Origin of the sequence: Xanthomonas euroxanthea, assembly GCF_903989455.1 — a bacterium.
In the GTDB taxonomy this organism is placed as follows: Bacteria; Pseudomonadota; Gammaproteobacteria; order Xanthomonadales; family Xanthomonadaceae; genus Xanthomonas; species Xanthomonas euroxanthea.
This window is the reverse complement of the sequence record NZ_LR861803.1, coordinates 3,700,512-3,715,712: the sequence shown is the minus strand read 5'-3', so window position 1 is coordinate 3,715,712 and position 15,201 is coordinate 3,700,512. Positions and strand designations below refer to the sequence as shown.

The window sequence follows — 15,201 nt, the reverse complement described above, 5'->3', positions numbered from 1 at the left end:
CACCCGACCGTAGCTCCGCTCTCGGCAGTGACGGTGATCGGGATGAACTTTTGGCCCAAGTGCGTTGTCGCACTTGGGCCTTTTTATGTGGCGGCTTGCTGCCCCCAGGCTTCGCGTCTACATTCGCTGATGTTAAATCGCTCAGGCACACAAGGAGGCGTCGGCATGGCAAGGCAACGCGGCATTGGAAGGCTGCTCATCGTGATCGGTCTGCTGACCGGCCCTGCCTGCGCAGTGGCGGCCGATATCGACATGCCGTCCAGGCCGCCGGCGCAGCAGGTGCCTAGCGATCTGCACAAGGGCCAGACGCACTCCGGGATCAGTCAGGATGAGCACGTTAAGGTGACAGCGGCACCCAAGCGCATCGTGGCCGCGTCTGAGGCACAGCCGGGTGTCGCCGCGCTGCTGCCCGAGCAGCGCGCAGGCTCGCATAACGACCAGGAGCTCATCACCCAGATTTTGACCATGGCAGGCGAAGATGGTCGGCCAACCGCCGGCGCGCGCGTGCGCCTGGTTCGCAGATCAGTACCGGGCAGTGTCTAACCGCCGCCGCGTGCGGCCATCAAACGACTATAAGCCAACACGAAATTTCTCGGCGCCAGCGCTAAAAACAGTTTAACGAATGAGGTTCCAGTGCGAATTCTAGTAATCGAAGACAACAGCGATATCGCCGCCAATCTGGGCGACTATCTCGAAGACCGCGGCCACACGGTGGATTTTGCTGCCGATGGCGTGACCGGGCTGCATCTGGCCGTGGTGCATGAGTTCGACGCCATCGTGCTCGATCTCAACCTGCCCGGCATGGATGGCATCGAAGTGTGCCGCAAGCTGCGCAACGAAGCGCGCAAGCAGACCCCGGTGCTGATGCTCACCGCGCGCGATTCGCTGGACAACAAGCTGGCCGGTTTCGACTCCGGTGCGGACGACTATCTGATCAAGCCGTTTGCATTGCAGGAAGTGGAAGTGCGGCTCAATGCGCTGTCGCGTCGCGGCAAGGGTGTGCACACCCGCGTGCTGGAAACCGGCGACCTGGAATACAACCTGGATACGCTGGAAGTGCGTCGCCGCGGCAAGCTGCTGCAGCTCAACCCCACCGCGTTGAAGATCCTGCAGTCGCTGATGGAGGCCTCGCCGGCCGTGGTCACCCGCCAGGAGCTGGAAACCCGCGTCTGGGGCGAGGAGCTGCCGGATTCGGATTCGCTGCGCGTGCATATCCACGGCCTGCGCGCGGTGGTCGACAAGCCGTTCGACGTACCGATGATCCAGACCCGTCACGGCATCGGCTATCGCATCGCCTCGCCCGATGCCTGAAAGCAATAACGGCGCGCGGCCGGCGCGCAAGCGCGGCCGTTACCGGCGGCGTCTGCGCAGCCGCATCATCCTGTCCTTCGTGTTGTTGGGCTTCTGCCTGACCACGCTGTTCGCCTTCGCCACCAACTGGGCACGTTCGCGCGTGGAAAACCAGTTGGTCGAAGACGTGATGAACCGCAATATCGACGCCTTCGCGCAGCGCTTCTACTCCGACCCGCTGCGCAACCCCGATCTGCCGGTGCAGCAGATGCGCGGGCGCGTGGTCAAGAGCGACAAGTTCGACGCGCTGCGGCTGGAACAGCCGGAGTGGTACCAGCTGCCCGACGGCATCCACACCATTTCCGGCGTGGACGACAGTGGCAACGCGTATTCGTACAAGCTGGCAGTGCGCAAGACGCCGAGCGAGTGGTTCTTCCTCGCCTACGACATGACCCAGACCCTCAAGGGCGAGATCCAGCTCAAGCGCACGCTGATGCTCTCGGTGCTGGTGTTCAGCGGCTTTTCGCTGCTGATCGGCTGGTGGTCTGCGTCCAAGGTGATGCGCCCGGTGTCGGACCTGGCCGCGCGCCTGCGTGCCTACCGCGGCGGCACCAGCGAGCCCAAGCCGCTGGCCGCGCACTTCCCGGACGACGAAGTGGGCCAGCTGGCCGAAGCGCTGGACGATTACTCGGCCCGCCTCACCGAAGTGGTACAGCGCGACCGCGAATTCAACGCCGACGTCAGCCACGAACTGCGCACCCCGCTGGCGGTGATTCGCGGCGCCACGGAACTGCTGCTCACCAAGCCCAATCTCGACGAAAAGATGCTGCAGCGCCTGCAACGCATCCAGCGCGCCGAACTGCAGTGCAGCGACCTGATCGGCTCGCTGCTGCTGCTCTCGCGCAACGAGCGCGGGCAGGGCAGCAGCAATGTCGCCAAGGTGGCCGAACAGCTGATCGACGCGCACCGCGCCCAGCTCGGCGGCAAACCGCTGGAGCTGCTGCTGGAAGGCGAGCGTGACCTGGTCATCGATGCGCCCGAATCCGCTCTGTCGGTGGCGCTGGGCAACCTGATCGGCAATGCGGTCAAGTACACCCAGGACGGCCAGGTGCGCGTACGCGTGCTTGCCGATGCAGTGGAAGTGATCGACTCCGGCCCCGGCCTGAGCGAGGAAGACGCCGCCAAGCTGTTCCAGCGCGGCTACCGCGGCACCCACGCCGGCCATTCGCAAGGCGGCGGCATCGGCCTGTCGATCGTCAGCCGGCTGTGCGACCTCTACGGCTGGCGCGTCAGCGTGCGCCCAGGCCAGCAGCACGGCGTCATCGCAACACTCGCCTTCCACCGCTAACCACCGACGCACTTCCGTAGGAGCGCACCCGGGCGCGACAGCCTTACCCATAGCCCCCCCCACTGCAGCAGCGCCTCCAGCCAACAACCTCAGCCCCAAAACCCCTCAGCGCTCCACCACCGTCACCACCAACTCGCCCGCACGCGCAGTGATCTGCAGCTTGCACCCAACCGCAAACCCCAACTGCTCCAGCCACAGCCCGCGTAGGCGTACGCTCGGGATGCGCTGGCTATGTGGCCGGCCCGGCTCCGCATCGTAGAACGCATAGCCTACCGTGCAGCGCGTGGGCATGCGCGCCTTGCGCGGCGGCAGATCGTCCACGCAACGCTTGGGGCGACGGTCGAAGTCGCGGTTGTCTACGTCGAACGTGGGCGAGGGCACCAGCCGCATGGGCTGCGCGTCCTTACCGGCGTGACCGCCCGCTCGGCGGAAATCGAATGTCAATGCAGCAAGTAGATGCGGTCGGTGTTGGTGCGCTGATTCGACGTCGAGCTACGTTACGCTGCCCGGGGAAACATGCCACGCATGCCGGAGGATCTGTGTGCGGAAGGAACGAACGCCATGCAGCGTGTGCCAATGAACTCGCCGTCGATCATGGCAGCCGGCTGACCGTGGGAGCATCGTGGGTGCCCGGCCGTGGACGTCAGCGCCCGATTGCGCTGTAGCTCGCATCCAGGCGTCGCGCTTGTTGCGCCAACTGGTCCGTGTTGCCTTCGTTGCTGACGATGTCATCGGCAATCGCCAAGCGCTGTGCGCGGGATGCCTGCGCGGCAATCATCTGATCGGCAAGTGTTGCGGTAATCCCGTCGCGTTGCATCAGGCGAGCATGCTGAAGCGACACCGGCACATCGACGACAACAATGCGGTCCAGCCAGGCATAGGTTGCTCGTCCACCCGCTTCGGTCAGCAGGGGGATGGCGACGACCGTGTAAGGACCCGCGGCTTCCTGCGCGGCGCGCTGCAGTTCTGCGCGAATGGCCGGGTGGGTGATCGCTTCCAGCGCCTTCCGTTGGGCAGGATTGGCGAAGACGATCTGGCGCAGGGCCGGGCGGTCCAGCGTGCCATCCGGTAGCAGGATGGCCGTGCCAAACCGTTCCACGATCGCATCGAGAATGGGGCCGGGCGCCACCACCTGCCGCGCAACGACATCGGCATCGATCACCGGCACGCCCAGCTTCTCAAATTCGGCGGCCAGGGCACTCTTGCCGGAGGCGATGCCACCGGTGAGGCCGACGATGAAGTCGCTCATCGCCGTGCCCCGGTCAACGCAGGCCTGCGAAGTGCAGGTAGCCGTCCACCAGGTCGTTGCCCCAGAAGAACACCACCCAGCCGGCGATGGCCAGGTAGGGGCCGAACGGGATCGGGGTGGCGCGGTCGCGGCCCTTGGCCACCAGCCAGATCGAACCGAGGATGGCGCCGACCAGCGAGGAGATCAGGATGATCGGCAGGATGCCTTTCAATCCGCACCAGGCGCCGAGCGCGGCCAGCAACTTGAAGTCGCCGTGACCCATGCCTTCCTTGCCGGTGAGCTGCTTGAACAGCCACCACACCGTCCACAGCGAGACATAGCCCACCGCCGCGCCCAGCAGGGCGGGCTTGGCCGGCATGTAGAGGTTGTCCATCGAGCCGACCAGGCCCAGCCACATCAGCGGCAAGGTCAGCTGGTCCGGCAAGAGCTTGTGGCGCAGGTCGATGCCCGACATCGCCACCAGGAAGCAGCTCAGCACGATCGCGCCGAAGCCCTGCCAGCCGAAGCCGAAGCGCCAGACGCTGGCCACGCACAGGATCGAGGTCAGCAACTCCACCAGCGGGTACTGGATGGAGATCGGTTTGCCGCTGTAGCGCGACTTGCCGCGCAGCAACAGCCAGCTGAAGAGCGGGATGTTCTCCCACCACTTGAGCTTGTCGCCGGTGACCGGGTCATGTGACGGCTCCACCACGATCCCTGGCGGCGGTGGCTCGTAGATGTCCGGCAGCTCCAGGATCTCGCGCGCATCGCGCCGCCACTGCCACTCCATGCGCTTGGGCAAGCGCAGGATCACCACGTTCAGGAAGCTGCCGATCAGCAGTCCCAGTCCGGCCGCGGCGGGAAAGCCGAGACCGGGATGCTGGTCGAGAAATGCCATTACGTCTTAACCCACCACTGCGCCAAGTTTGAAGATCGGAAGATACATGCCGATGACCATGCCGCCTACAACAGTCCCCAGAAAAACCATGATCAATGGTTCCATCAGGCTGCTCAAGGCATCTACAGCGTTGTTGACCTCTTGCTCGAAATATTCCGCAACTTTGAACAGCATGACATCTAGGGCGCCTGCCTCTTCGCCAATCGCCGTCATCTGCACCACCATATGAGGGAACAGGTTGACCTGTTTCATGGCCATGTTCACCGGGTAGCCGACAGAGACGTCATCGCGCATTCGCAATACGGCTTCTTCATAGACCTTATTGCCTGTCGCACCTGCCACAATGCCTAGCGCCTCGACTAACGGCACGCCGGCCTTGAATGTCACCGCGGTGGTGCGGGCAAATCTGGCGATCGAGCTGTTATGCATGATCTGGCCAATGATCGGAAATTTCAGGATTAGCCTGTCCATCCCATGTTGCATGCGTGGCGAGCGCTTGTAGGCAAAAATAAAGCCAAAAATTGATGCCCCAGTGATGAGAAGCAGTAGCCACCAATAGGCAACCATGAATCGCGATGCGTTTACGATAATCTGCGTGAATGCTGGCAATTCTGCGCCAAAGCTCTTGAAAACCTCTTCAAACTGGGGGACCACGAAGATTAATAGAATTGCGCTGACGATGATTGCCACGGCAACAACCATTGCTGGATAAAAAAGTGCTTTCTTAATCTTGCCCTTAAGGGCCTCAATATTTTCCTTGTATGTTGCCACCGTATCTAGCACCGTCTCTAGCACGCCCGCGCCTTCGCCCGCGCGAACCAGATTCCTATAAAGCTCGTCAAATTGAACTGGGTGCTTGCCAATGGCTTCCTGAAGCGAAGATCCACCTTCTATGTCGCTGCGAACTTGGCCGACCATCTGTTTCATTCGCGGATTCTTGTGACCCTCGCCAATGATTTCCAAAGAGCTCACGATGGGGATGCCGGACTTCATCATGGTCGCCATCTGGCGGCTGAAGAACGCAATATCCTTGGAGCTGATCCGCTTGCCTGCCGAACCGAACAGTGGCTTCGGCTTGGCCTTTACGACAGTAGGTGTGATGCCTTGCCGACGAAGCTCGGCACGCAGCATGTTGGCGTTGCGTGCGGTCTGCTCCCCTTTCATCTTGACGCCGCGCTTGTCCGTGCCTTCCCACACGAACGGTTGCTGCAGCGATGTGTTCCTGCTCACCGGCTGATTTTTAACGGCATTACGGGCAACTGACATGTGGCATCCCCAGATCCGGCCTTCCCCAGGCCTGCTTGTAGACAATGGTATCTGGTTTTAGCTGAGGTGCGGGACAGCCTGCTGACGAGGCCGGGTTGGCTGGCTGTGATTGTCGTTGTTGCGCAAGAAAGTGACCCAGAGCGTCACTTCGAGTATGCCGTCTCATGCCGTAAAGGTCGGCGCCAGAGTCACTCTGGACAAGCCTGTTGCCAGCGTCAGGCACCTCGGGAGGTCAGGCAAGTGAGTTGGCACGCTATCTGCATGTATGCCGATGCAGGACTTGCAGGCCGCTAGCGCCAGTCCAAAGCACAAATCACAAACCACAACTCTCTAGGGGAGATAGGCATGAAGAAGCAACAGGGCTTTACCTTGATCGAATTGATGATCGTCGTCGCGATCATCGCCATCCTGGCCGCGATCGCGCTGCCGGTGTACCGCGACTACACCTCCAAGGCCAAGATCGCCAACGCGGTTGCCAGCTTGGCTGGAGAGAAGATCAAGGTCGGCGAGAACTTTGGAGCCGGTAAAAGCGGCACACCTTTGTGTGACGGCGCGCTTACCGGCGTGTGCACAGCAACGACTACGGCCGTTACCCTGAAGGGCGACAACCAGACAACTGGCACGGCTGACACAACGGTTACGATCGTCGCAACGCTGCCGACGGATTCCACTGGCCAAATTACTTGGGTCTGTACTGTAACCAAGTCGCCAACCGCGCGCTACAAGGACAGGAACTGCGATAACCTCGGTTAATTGCTGGTGTGCAAAGGCCCGGGTTGTATGACCCGGGCTTTTTTTATTCCTGAAATTGTTAGGAGCGGCCAGGGTAATTGCCTTTCCTGCCGGTCATTTTGTTTCTATGTCATATGCTCGGGTTCGTAGGGTCTCTATAAAAACCACGATGTATTCATTTCGGCATTTGCTCCGATGTAAAAAACTATCCCCCGGAGGGGTTTAAGGGCTGGTGACTGTTCTAACGCACTGAAAGTTGGTGGCCTTGGCTAATTGGAAATCCTCCGATGAGTGTTTTACTTCTACATCCTTCTTGCAGATATCGGGATCCTAGATGAATCAGAATTTGGTTGGCATTACCGGTATCGCGCGGCGTCTAGTTCAAGATGGCGTCATAGATGAGTCTGTTGCTCGCTCGGCAATGGAGCAGGCGTCAACGGCAAAGATTCCTTTGCCACAGTGGTTTTCCGATAAAAAGCTAGTCTCAGCGCCTCAACTTGCTGCTGCCAACGCGGTCGAGTTCGGTATGCCGCTGATGGATGTGTCTGTGTTCGATGCCAGCCAGAACGCAGTCAAGTTGGTCAGTGAAGAGTTGCTCCAAAAGTACCAGGTGCTGCCGCTGTTCAAGCGCGGCAACCGATTGTTCGTGGGGGTGAGCAACCCGACTCAGACCAGGGCGCTGGACGATATCAAGTTCCATACGAACCTGGTGGTCGAGCCGATTCTGGTCGATGAGGACCAGATCCGTCGCACCTTGGAGCAGTGGCAGGCCAGCAATGCGTCGCTTGGCTCATCGCTCGGTGACGACGATGACGACATGGGGGATTTGGACGTGTCGGCCGGGGACGAGGACATGGGCGCCGGCGGGGATGCCGGGGTCGATGCCAAGGGCGACGACACGCCGGTGGTGAAATTCGTCAACAAGGTGCTGGTGGATGCGATCCGGCGGGGAGCCTCCGACATCCATTTCGAGCCCTATGAAGACGACTATCGGGTGCGCTTGCGCATCGACGGCCTGCTGAAGAATGTGGCCAAGGCGCCGGTGAAGCTGAGCCAGCGCATCGCGGCGCGCCTGAAGGTGATGTCGCAGCTGGATATCGCCGAAAAGCGGGTGCCGCAGGACGGGCGCATCAAGCTCAACCTGTCCAAGACCAAGCAGATCGACTTCCGTGTCAGCACCTTGCCGACCTTGTTCGGCGAGAAGGTGGTGCTGCGTATTCTGGACGGCAGCGCGGCCAAGCTGGGCATCGAGAAGCTGGGCTACGAGGCGGACCAGCAGAAGCTGTTCCTGGAGGCGATCCACAAGCCGTACGGCATGGTGCTGGTGACCGGGCCGACCGGTTCGGGCAAGACGGTGTCGCTGTACACGGCGCTGGGCATCCTCAACGACGAGACGCGCAACATCTCCACTGCCGAGGACCCGGTCGAAATCCGCCTGCCTGGCGTCAACCAGGTGCAGCAGAACAACAAGCGCGGCATGACGTTTGCGGCGGCGTTGCGCTCGTTCCTGCGCCAGGACCCTGACATCATCATGGTCGGCGAAATCCGCGACCTGGAAACGGCCGAGATTGCGATCAAGGCCGCGCAGACCGGTCACATGGTGCTGTCCACGCTGCACACCAACGATGCGCCGCAGACCATCGCGCGTTTGATGAACATGGGTATTGCGCCGTACAACATCACCTCGTCGGTGACGTTGGTGATTGCGCAGCGTCTGGCGCGACGGTTGTGCAACAACTGCAAGCGCAGATCGAGCCTGCCCGAGCATGCATTGCTGGCGGAGGGGTTCACTGCAGAGCAGCTCGCTGCTGGTATCGAGCTGTACGAGGCAGTCGGTTGCGACGAGTGCACCGAAGGCTACAAGGGCCGTACCGGTATCTACCAGGTGATGCCGATGACCGACGAGATTGGCGCGATCGTGCTGGAAGGCGGCAACGCGATGCAGATCGCCGAGGCCGCGCAGAAGATCGGCATCCGCGACCTGCGCCAGTCTGCGCTGGTCAAGGCCGCGCACGGGGTGACCAGCCTGGCCGAGATCAATCGCGTAACCAAGGACTGAGGGCCGGGAATCGGGAATCGGAGAAGCTGGTTACAGCGGTAATCCTTTTCCCCCCCAAGCTTTTGCTCGACGGTTTTGAGACTGGGCAAAGTTGCGAAGGCCAAAAAAACGGCGCTTCCTCGTAAGAGGAGCGCCGTTTTTTATTGTGAGAACAGCATCAGGCCATGAATGCCGTCTTCAATGCTCAAGAAGACATAGAGGTCAGAACGGAGCATTCAGGACGAGCGAACGCAGCGAACTCGCTTTTACGATTCCCCAATCCCGATTCTCCAATCCCGGCTTCTCTACTCCATCCCCAACTTCTTCAACTTGTAGCGCAACGCCCGAAACGTGATGCCCAGCTGCGCGGCGGTCTTGGTCTTGTTCCAGCGGTTTTCTTCCAGCGCTTTCTGGATCGCGGCGCGTTCCAGTTGCTCGATGTAGGAGGGCAGGGCGGCCGAGGCGGGGTCGATGTCGACCACGGCTTCGCGCGGTTCTACCGCGGCGCTGCCGGGGGTGGCGGCCAGGCGATGGCCGCCGTGGGCGGGCAGGCGCAGGTCGGTGGCGCTGATCTGGTCGTCTTCGGCCAGGGCCAGGGCGCGTTCGAGGATGTTTTCCAGCTCGCGGACGTTGCCCGGGAAGCCGTACTGGTCCAGCGCATCGAGCGCGGACTGGGTCAGTAGCGGTATCGGGCGGCCATGGCTGTGCGCCAGGCGGGCGATGATCGCCGCGGCCAGCTGCGGCAGGTCGCCGCCGCGTTCGCGCAGCGGCGGCACGCGCAGTTCGATCACGTTGATGCGGTAGTACAGGTCGTGGCGGAAACGGCCGTCGGAGACCAAGTCGCCGAGATTCTTGTGCGTGGCCGATAGGATGCGCACGTCCACCAGCGACTCGCTGGAGGCGCCGACCGGGCGCACCGATTTTTCCTGGATCGCGCGCAGCAGCTTGACCTGCATCTGCAGCGGTAGCTCGGCCACTTCGTCCAGGAACAGCGTGCCGCCATGCGCGGCCTGGAACAGGCCGGGCTTGTCGGCATGCGCGCCGGTGAAGCTGCCCTTCTTGTGGCCGAAGAACTCGCTTTCCATCAGTTCGGCGGGGATGGCGCCGCAGTTGACCGGCACGAACGGGCCGGCCGCACGGGCGCCCTGTTCGTGGATGGTGCGGGCGACCAGCTCCTTGCCCACGCCCGATTCGCCGACGATGTAGACCGGCGCCTGGCTGCGCGCGACCTTGCCGATGGTGGCGCGCAGACTTTCCATCGCGCTGGAATCGCCCAGCAGGCGGCTGGCCTGTTCCGGCGGCGGCGCCGGCGGAGCGGGGCGGTCGCGGTTGTTCAATTCCAGTGCGTGCTTGACCAGGCCGCGCAGCACGCTGATATCCACCGGCTTGCTGACGAAGTCAAAGGCACCGGCCTTCAAGGCCTCCACCGCCAGGTCCATGCTGCCGAACGCGGTAATCATCGCCACCGGGGTCTGCGGATAGTGCTTGGCGATTTCGGTGACCAGCTCGATGCCGTTGCCGTCAGGCAACCGCATGTCGGTCAGGCACAGGTCGTAGGGATTGTTGGCCAGCAGCTCGCGCGCTTCGGCCAGGTTGGCGGCGGTGCTGATGCGCAGGCCCATCCGGCCCAGGGTGAGAACAAGCAGTTCGCGAATGTCACGCTCGTCATCGACAACCAGGGCACTTTTCGGTTCGTTCATGTGGCGCACGATAGCCCAGGGCGATGACAGTCGACAATTGCCGGCCGAGTGCGGGCCTAACGATTCACATGATCAAACAACGGGCGCGGCGGGACGCACGAAGCGTAGCGGCTGGCCGCAGATACACGAATGCAGCGCCATGCGCCATGGGCTTGCTGCAGGCGTGACGCAACGATCCCGCTCATTTCCCGAGCAGGCTGTTGGGCCCCTGCAACAGGATCCTGAAGCAGGCGCCGCCACCCGGCACCGACACATAGTCCAGTTGCGCCTGGTTGGCGCGGCACAGCTCCTGGGCGATGTACAGGCCGAGCCCGGTACCGTGCTCGGAGGTGGTGTAGAACGGGCGGAACAGCTGTGCGGCCACCGTCTCCGGGATGCCCGGGCCGCGGTCGATGACATCGATCACCGCCATGCGCTCCAGGCGTTCGACGCGCAGCTTCACCCGCGCCGGCTCGTCCATCACCCGGCCGTACTTGAGCGCGTTGTGGACCAGCGCGGTCAGGATCTGGTGCAGGTGTTTGGGGTCGACCAGGGCATGCACGGACGCGCCTTGAATGCTCGCTTCCAGGATGTCGGTTTCCATCGACAGGGTCTGCCGGTACTCGATCACGAAGCGGCGCACGAACGCGGCCAGGTCCAGATTGTCGGGGTTGGCGCGTTCGCGGCGGGCCAGCGCAAGCACGCTTTCGACGATGCCGTTGGTGCGCTGGCATTGCTGGTGGATGATCTGCAGCAGGCGGCGGTCGGCGTCGCCGATGTCCGGGGATTCTTCCAGCAATTGCGAGGCGTAGCTGATCGCCGCCAGCGGGTTGCGGATCTCGTGCGCCAGGCTGGCCGAAAAGCGTCCCATCGCCGACAGGGTGAGCGATTCGGCGCGCCGCGACACCACGCTGGCATCGTCCAGGAACACCAGTACCAGGTCGCTGTCGGCGAGCAGGCGCACGAAGCGCGGCTGAACTTCCGGGCGGTCAGCGCCCAGTTGCAGCGGGGCCTCTTCCTGGCGCCAGCCGCTGCGCCAGCGCTGCAGGCGGCGCGCCAGCTCCGGGGTGAGCGCGGCCAGCGACAGGTCGACCGGGGCGTTGCGCTGGTCGCCATCGCCGAGCAGCGCCAGCGCCGCCTCGTTGGCCAGGGTGATGCGGTTGTGCGTATCGACCACCAGCACGCCGGTGCGCATGCGGCGGATGATCAGCTCGTTGATCTCGTAGAGATTGGCGACCTGCGCACCGCGCTCCTCGGCCAGCACCTGATTGCGGCGCGCCCGCGAGGCGATCTGTTCGCAGATGAAGGCCACTGCGACATAGCTGGTGGCGAACATCGCCAGTTCGGCGATCGGGCGGGTGGCGCCGCCGCCTTCCAGCACGGTCCACAGGTACTCCAGCACGGTGGCGGCGCTGGCGAGCACGGCAATGCTCATGCCATAGCGCAGGCGCAGCAGGATCGAGGCGGCGGCGACATTGAACAGCAGCATCATCGCGATGCCGGCGCTGGCGCCGGGCAGCGCATGCGTGGCCAGCGTCGCGGCGAGGATGTCGGCGATCACCGCGCACAGCACGGTGGCGGTCAGGCGGCGCTCGTTGCGGCCGCGGAACAGCAGCGGGATGGCCATCGCCAGGTAGCCGATCGCCACGCCGGCGGCCAGGCGCGGGTAGCGGGGCTCGGGGATCGCGTCGGACAGGGGGCTGAACACCAGTGCGGCGATCAGCCCGGCCACCAGCACCCGGTACAGCGAAAAGAAGTACAGCTCGCGCTGTGGCGCGGACTGGATCCGGTCGATAAGCGATGGGCTGGATGGCAAACCGATTCCCCGCGGGCGCAAGCGGCGAGTATAGGCAGGTGCGCGGCCCACGCAGCGCTTGCGCACAGTGCCGGGCTGGACGCAAGCGCCGCCAGCGGCGGGGCACTCGGGCCGACTTTTGCGCCGCACGGCGTGGTCGGCCACAATAGGCGGCCCGTTCGCGTCTCTTGACGTGCCGCCCTGGCGGTCTGCGTTGCACGCAGCGGTCGTTTCCTTTTCCCACGGTGACGCATGAATTTCCACGAATACCAGTCAAAACAGCTGCTTGCCGAGTACGGCATCCCCGTTCCGGCCGGCAAGGTCGCGGCGACCCCGGACGAAGCGGTTGAAGTCGCCAATTCCCTGGGCAAGGGCCCCTGGATGGTGAAGGCGCAGATCCACGCGGGCGGTCGCGGTAAGGCTGGCGGCGTCAAGTTCTGCAAGACCACCGACGACGTGAAGGCCGCAGCGGCCAAGATGCTCGGCACCAAGATGTCCACCTACCAGACCGCCGGCGTCGAGCTGCCGATCAACCTGGTGCTGGTGACCACCGCCGGCGAGATCGTCAAGGAGCTGTACCTGTCGATCCTGGTCGACCGCGGCACCAAGACCATCACCTACATCGCCTCCAGCGAGGGTGGCGTGGAGATCGAGCAGGTCGCTGCCGAGACGCCGGAGCTGATCCACTCGCTCAATGTCGATTTCGTCGAAGGCGTGCAGGGCTACCACGGCCGCGATTTCGGCTTCAAGCTCGGCCTGACCGCCAAGCAGGCCGGCCAGTTCGCCAGCATCATGGTGAACCTGTATCGCCTGTTCAACGAAAAGGACCTGGCGCTGGTTGAAATCAACCCGCTGGCCATCCTGGACGACGGCAACCTGTACGCGCTGGACGGCAAGTTCGACAGCGACGACAACGCCGCGTTCCGTCAGAAGCAGCTGGTCGCCATGCGCGACAAGACGCAGGAAGACGAGACCGAAGTGACTGCGTCGGAGCTGGACATCAACTACGTCACCATGGACGGCAACATCGGTTGCATGGTCAACGGCGCCGGCCTGGCCATGGCCACCATGGACGTGATCAAGCTCAACGGCGGCGAGCCGGCGAACTTCCTGGACGTGGGCGGCGGCGCCAACAAGCAGCGCGTCATCGAGGCATTCAAGCTGATCCTGTCCTCGGACAAGGTAGAAGGCATCTTCGTCAACATCTTCGGCGGCATTGTCCGCTGCGACATGATTGCCGAGGGCATCATCGCGGCGGTCAAGGAAGTGGGCGTCAAGGTTCCGGTCGTGGTGCGCCTGGAAGGCACCAACGTGGAAGAAGGCAAGCAGCTGCTGCGCGACAGCGGCATGGCCATCATCCCGGCCGACAACATCAACGACGGTGCCAAGAAGGTCGTCGAAGCTGTCAAGAACGCCGCCTGATTCACGACACCGAAGGAACTATCCATGTCCGTTTTGATTAACAAGAACACCAAGGTGATCGTGCAGGGCTTCACCGGCCAGCAGGGCACCTTCCACGCCACTCAGATGATCGAGTACGGCACCCAGGTCGTCGGCGGCGTGACGCCGGGCAAGGGCGGCACCACGCATATCGACCTGCCGGTGTTCAACACCGTGGCCGATGCCGTCAAGGCCACCGGCGCAGACGCGTCGGTGATCTACGTGCCGCCGCCGTACGCGGCCGATGCGATCCTGGAAGCGGCTGCGGCCGGCATCAAGGTCATCGTCTGCATCACCGAAGGCATCCCGGTACTGGACATGCTGCGCGTCAAGAACGTGCTGACCCGCTCGCATCCGGACACCGTGCTGATCGGGCCGAACTGCCCCGGCGTGATCACCCCGGGCGAGTGCAAGATCGGCATCATGCCGGGCCACATCCACAAGCCGGGCAAGATCGGCATCGTGTCGCGTTCGGGCACGCTGACCTATGAAGCGGTCAAGCAGACCACCGAAGTGGGCCTGGGCCAGAGCACCTGCATCGGTATCGGTGGCGATCCGATCAACGGCCTGAACTTCGTCGACTGCCTCAAGCTGTTCAACGAAGACCCGCAGACCGAAGGCATCATCATGGTCGGCGAAATCGGTGGCGACGCCGAGGAAGCTGGCGCCGAGTACATCAAGCAGTTCGTGAAGAAGCCGGTCGTCGGCTTCATCGCCGGTGCCTCGGCGCCGGCCGGCAAGCGCATGGGCCACGCCGGTGCGATCGCATCGGGCGGCAAGGGCACTGCCGAAGGCAAGTTCGCGGCGATGGAAGCCGCTGGCGTCAAGACCGTCCGTTCGCCGGGCGATCTGGGTGCGGCGATTGCTGCGCTGGTGAAGTAAGCACGCCGCGCGCGCAAGCGTGTGAGCGTCAGAGAGGCCGCCTTCGGGCGGCCTTTTTTGTGGGTGTTTGGAAGCATGCCCTCATCCGCCCTTCGGGCACCTTCTCCCGCAGGCGGGAGAAGGGAGCAACAGCAAGAGCAACAGCAAGAGCAACAGCAAGAGCAACAGCAAGAGCAACAGCAAGAGCAGGAGCAACAGCAAGAGCAGGAGCAAGAGCAGGAGCAAGAGCAAGAGCAGGAGCAGGAGCAGGAGCAGGAGCAAAAGCAGGAGCAAAAGCAGGAGCAAAAGCAGGAGCAAAAGCAGGAGCAAAAGCAGGAGCAAAAGCAGGAGCAAAAGCAGGAGCAAAAGCAGGAGCAAAAGCAGGAGCAAGAGCCCGGTCATGTTCTCAAGCACGCCAGGTTTGTCGTTCTCCGGCAAATCGACGGAGCACACCGCGGTCAGGCAACTGCCGCTGCCCAAGCCCCCGCCGGCAGCGACATCCCTCTCCCGCCTGCGGGAGAGGGGTAGGGGTGAGGGCGCTTCCCGCGCGGCGATCTCCGACGCCAAAGCGCCATCGACACCGATGGCGCCACCCGGGCGGCACCAGTCACCGTGGCCATCCTCCT

13 protein-coding genes and 1 pseudogene are annotated in these 15,201 nt (G+C 63.0%); 8 read left to right on the top strand and 6 right to left on the bottom strand.

Annotated elements, in window-relative coordinates:
• The first annotated feature begins 201 nt into the window (after nt 1–201).
• From H7A86_RS15550 to H7A86_RS15540, 3 genes are all read left to right on the top strand, one after another.
• The gene (locus H7A86_RS15550) at nt 202–543 is read left to right on the top strand and encodes a hypothetical protein (protein WP_232099114.1); all 342 of its coding nucleotides are present in this window, start codon (nt 202–204) and stop codon (nt 541–543) included.
• A 90-nt stretch (nt 544–633) separates the two neighbouring features.
• Entirely contained in the window at nt 634–1,311 is a 678-nt protein-coding gene (locus tag H7A86_RS15545) for a response regulator transcription factor (RefSeq protein ID WP_006448355.1), read from the top strand.
• Nucleotides 1,304–2,638: a sensor histidine kinase gene (locus H7A86_RS15540; protein ID WP_166763130.1), complete on the top strand. Its 1,335-nt coding sequence runs from the start codon at nt 1,304–1,306 to the stop codon at nt 2,636–2,638. The genes H7A86_RS15545 and H7A86_RS15540 overlap by 8 nt, the downstream gene beginning before the upstream one ends.
• Before the next feature lie 105 nt (nt 2,639–2,743).
• Here H7A86_RS15540 and H7A86_RS15535 read toward each other — a convergent pair.
• From H7A86_RS15535 to H7A86_RS15520, 4 genes and pseudogenes are all read right to left on the bottom strand, one after another.
• Nucleotides 2,744–3,072: pseudogene (locus tag H7A86_RS15535) on the bottom strand (SymE family type I addiction module toxin).
• Nucleotides 3,073–3,281: 209 nt separating this feature from the next.
• Nucleotides 3,282–3,887: a dephospho-CoA kinase gene (gene coaE, locus H7A86_RS15530; protein WP_119131071.1), complete on the bottom strand. Its 606-nt coding sequence runs from the start codon at nt 3,885–3,887 to the stop codon at nt 3,282–3,284.
• 13 nt (nt 3,888–3,900) lie between these two features.
• On the bottom strand, nt 3,901–4,764 hold the full coding sequence (locus tag H7A86_RS15525) for a prepilin peptidase (RefSeq protein ID WP_119131072.1): 864 nt from the start codon (nt 4,762–4,764) through the stop codon (nt 3,901–3,903).
• A gap of 6 nt (nt 4,765–4,770) precedes the next feature.
• Complete coding sequence (locus tag H7A86_RS15520; RefSeq protein WP_119131073.1) at nt 4,771–6,030, bottom strand: type II secretion system F family protein; 1,260 nt, start codon at nt 6,028–6,030, stop codon at nt 4,771–4,773.
• A 345-nt stretch (nt 6,031–6,375) separates the two neighbouring features.
• On the opposite strand from H7A86_RS15520, the gene H7A86_RS21145 reads away from it, so the two are divergent.
• Nucleotides 6,376–6,783 carry a prepilin-type N-terminal cleavage/methylation domain-containing protein gene (locus H7A86_RS21145; RefSeq protein WP_119131074.1) on the top strand — a complete coding sequence of 136 codons (408 nt, stop codon included), beginning with the start codon at nt 6,376–6,378 and terminating at the stop codon, nt 6,781–6,783.
• Between the two features lie 313 nt (nt 6,784–7,096).
• The gene (gene pilB, locus H7A86_RS15510; RefSeq protein ID WP_119131075.1) at nt 7,097–8,821 is read left to right on the top strand and encodes a type IV-A pilus assembly ATPase PilB; all 1,725 of its coding nucleotides are present in this window, start codon (nt 7,097–7,099) and stop codon (nt 8,819–8,821) included.
• Nucleotides 8,822–9,105: 284 nt separating this feature from the next.
• On the opposite strand, the gene H7A86_RS15505 is transcribed toward pilB, so the two are convergent.
• Together H7A86_RS15505 and H7A86_RS15500 are read right to left on the bottom strand one after the other, a co-directional pair.
• Nucleotides 9,106–10,500 carry a sigma-54-dependent transcriptional regulator gene (locus H7A86_RS15505; protein ID WP_164739181.1) on the bottom strand — a complete coding sequence of 465 codons (1,395 nt, stop codon included), beginning with the start codon at nt 10,498–10,500 and terminating at the stop codon, nt 9,106–9,108.
• 181 nt (nt 10,501–10,681) lie between these two features.
• Complete coding sequence (locus H7A86_RS15500; protein ID WP_104544483.1) at nt 10,682–12,295, bottom strand: sensor histidine kinase; 1,614 nt, start codon at nt 12,293–12,295, stop codon at nt 10,682–10,684.
• 231 nt (nt 12,296–12,526) lie between these two features.
• Here H7A86_RS15500 and sucC point away from each other — a divergent pair, with 231 nt between their 5' ends.
• From sucC to H7A86_RS15485, 3 genes are all read left to right on the top strand, one after another.
• A complete protein-coding gene (gene sucC / locus H7A86_RS15495; protein WP_016901264.1) occupies nt 12,527–13,696 on the top strand; it encodes an ADP-forming succinate--CoA ligase subunit beta in 1,170 nt (389 codons plus the stop codon).
• A 24-nt stretch (nt 13,697–13,720) separates the two neighbouring features.
• Nucleotides 13,721–14,596: a succinate--CoA ligase subunit alpha gene (sucD, locus tag H7A86_RS15490; protein ID WP_047124757.1), complete on the top strand. Its 876-nt coding sequence runs from the start codon at nt 13,721–13,723 to the stop codon at nt 14,594–14,596.
• A 75-nt stretch (nt 14,597–14,671) separates the two neighbouring features.
• Nucleotides 14,672–15,103 carry a hypothetical protein gene (locus tag H7A86_RS15485; protein WP_180707910.1) on the top strand — a complete coding sequence of 144 codons (432 nt, stop codon included), beginning with the start codon at nt 14,672–14,674 and terminating at the stop codon, nt 15,101–15,103.
• The last annotated feature ends 98 nt before the right edge of the window (nt 15,104–15,201 follow it).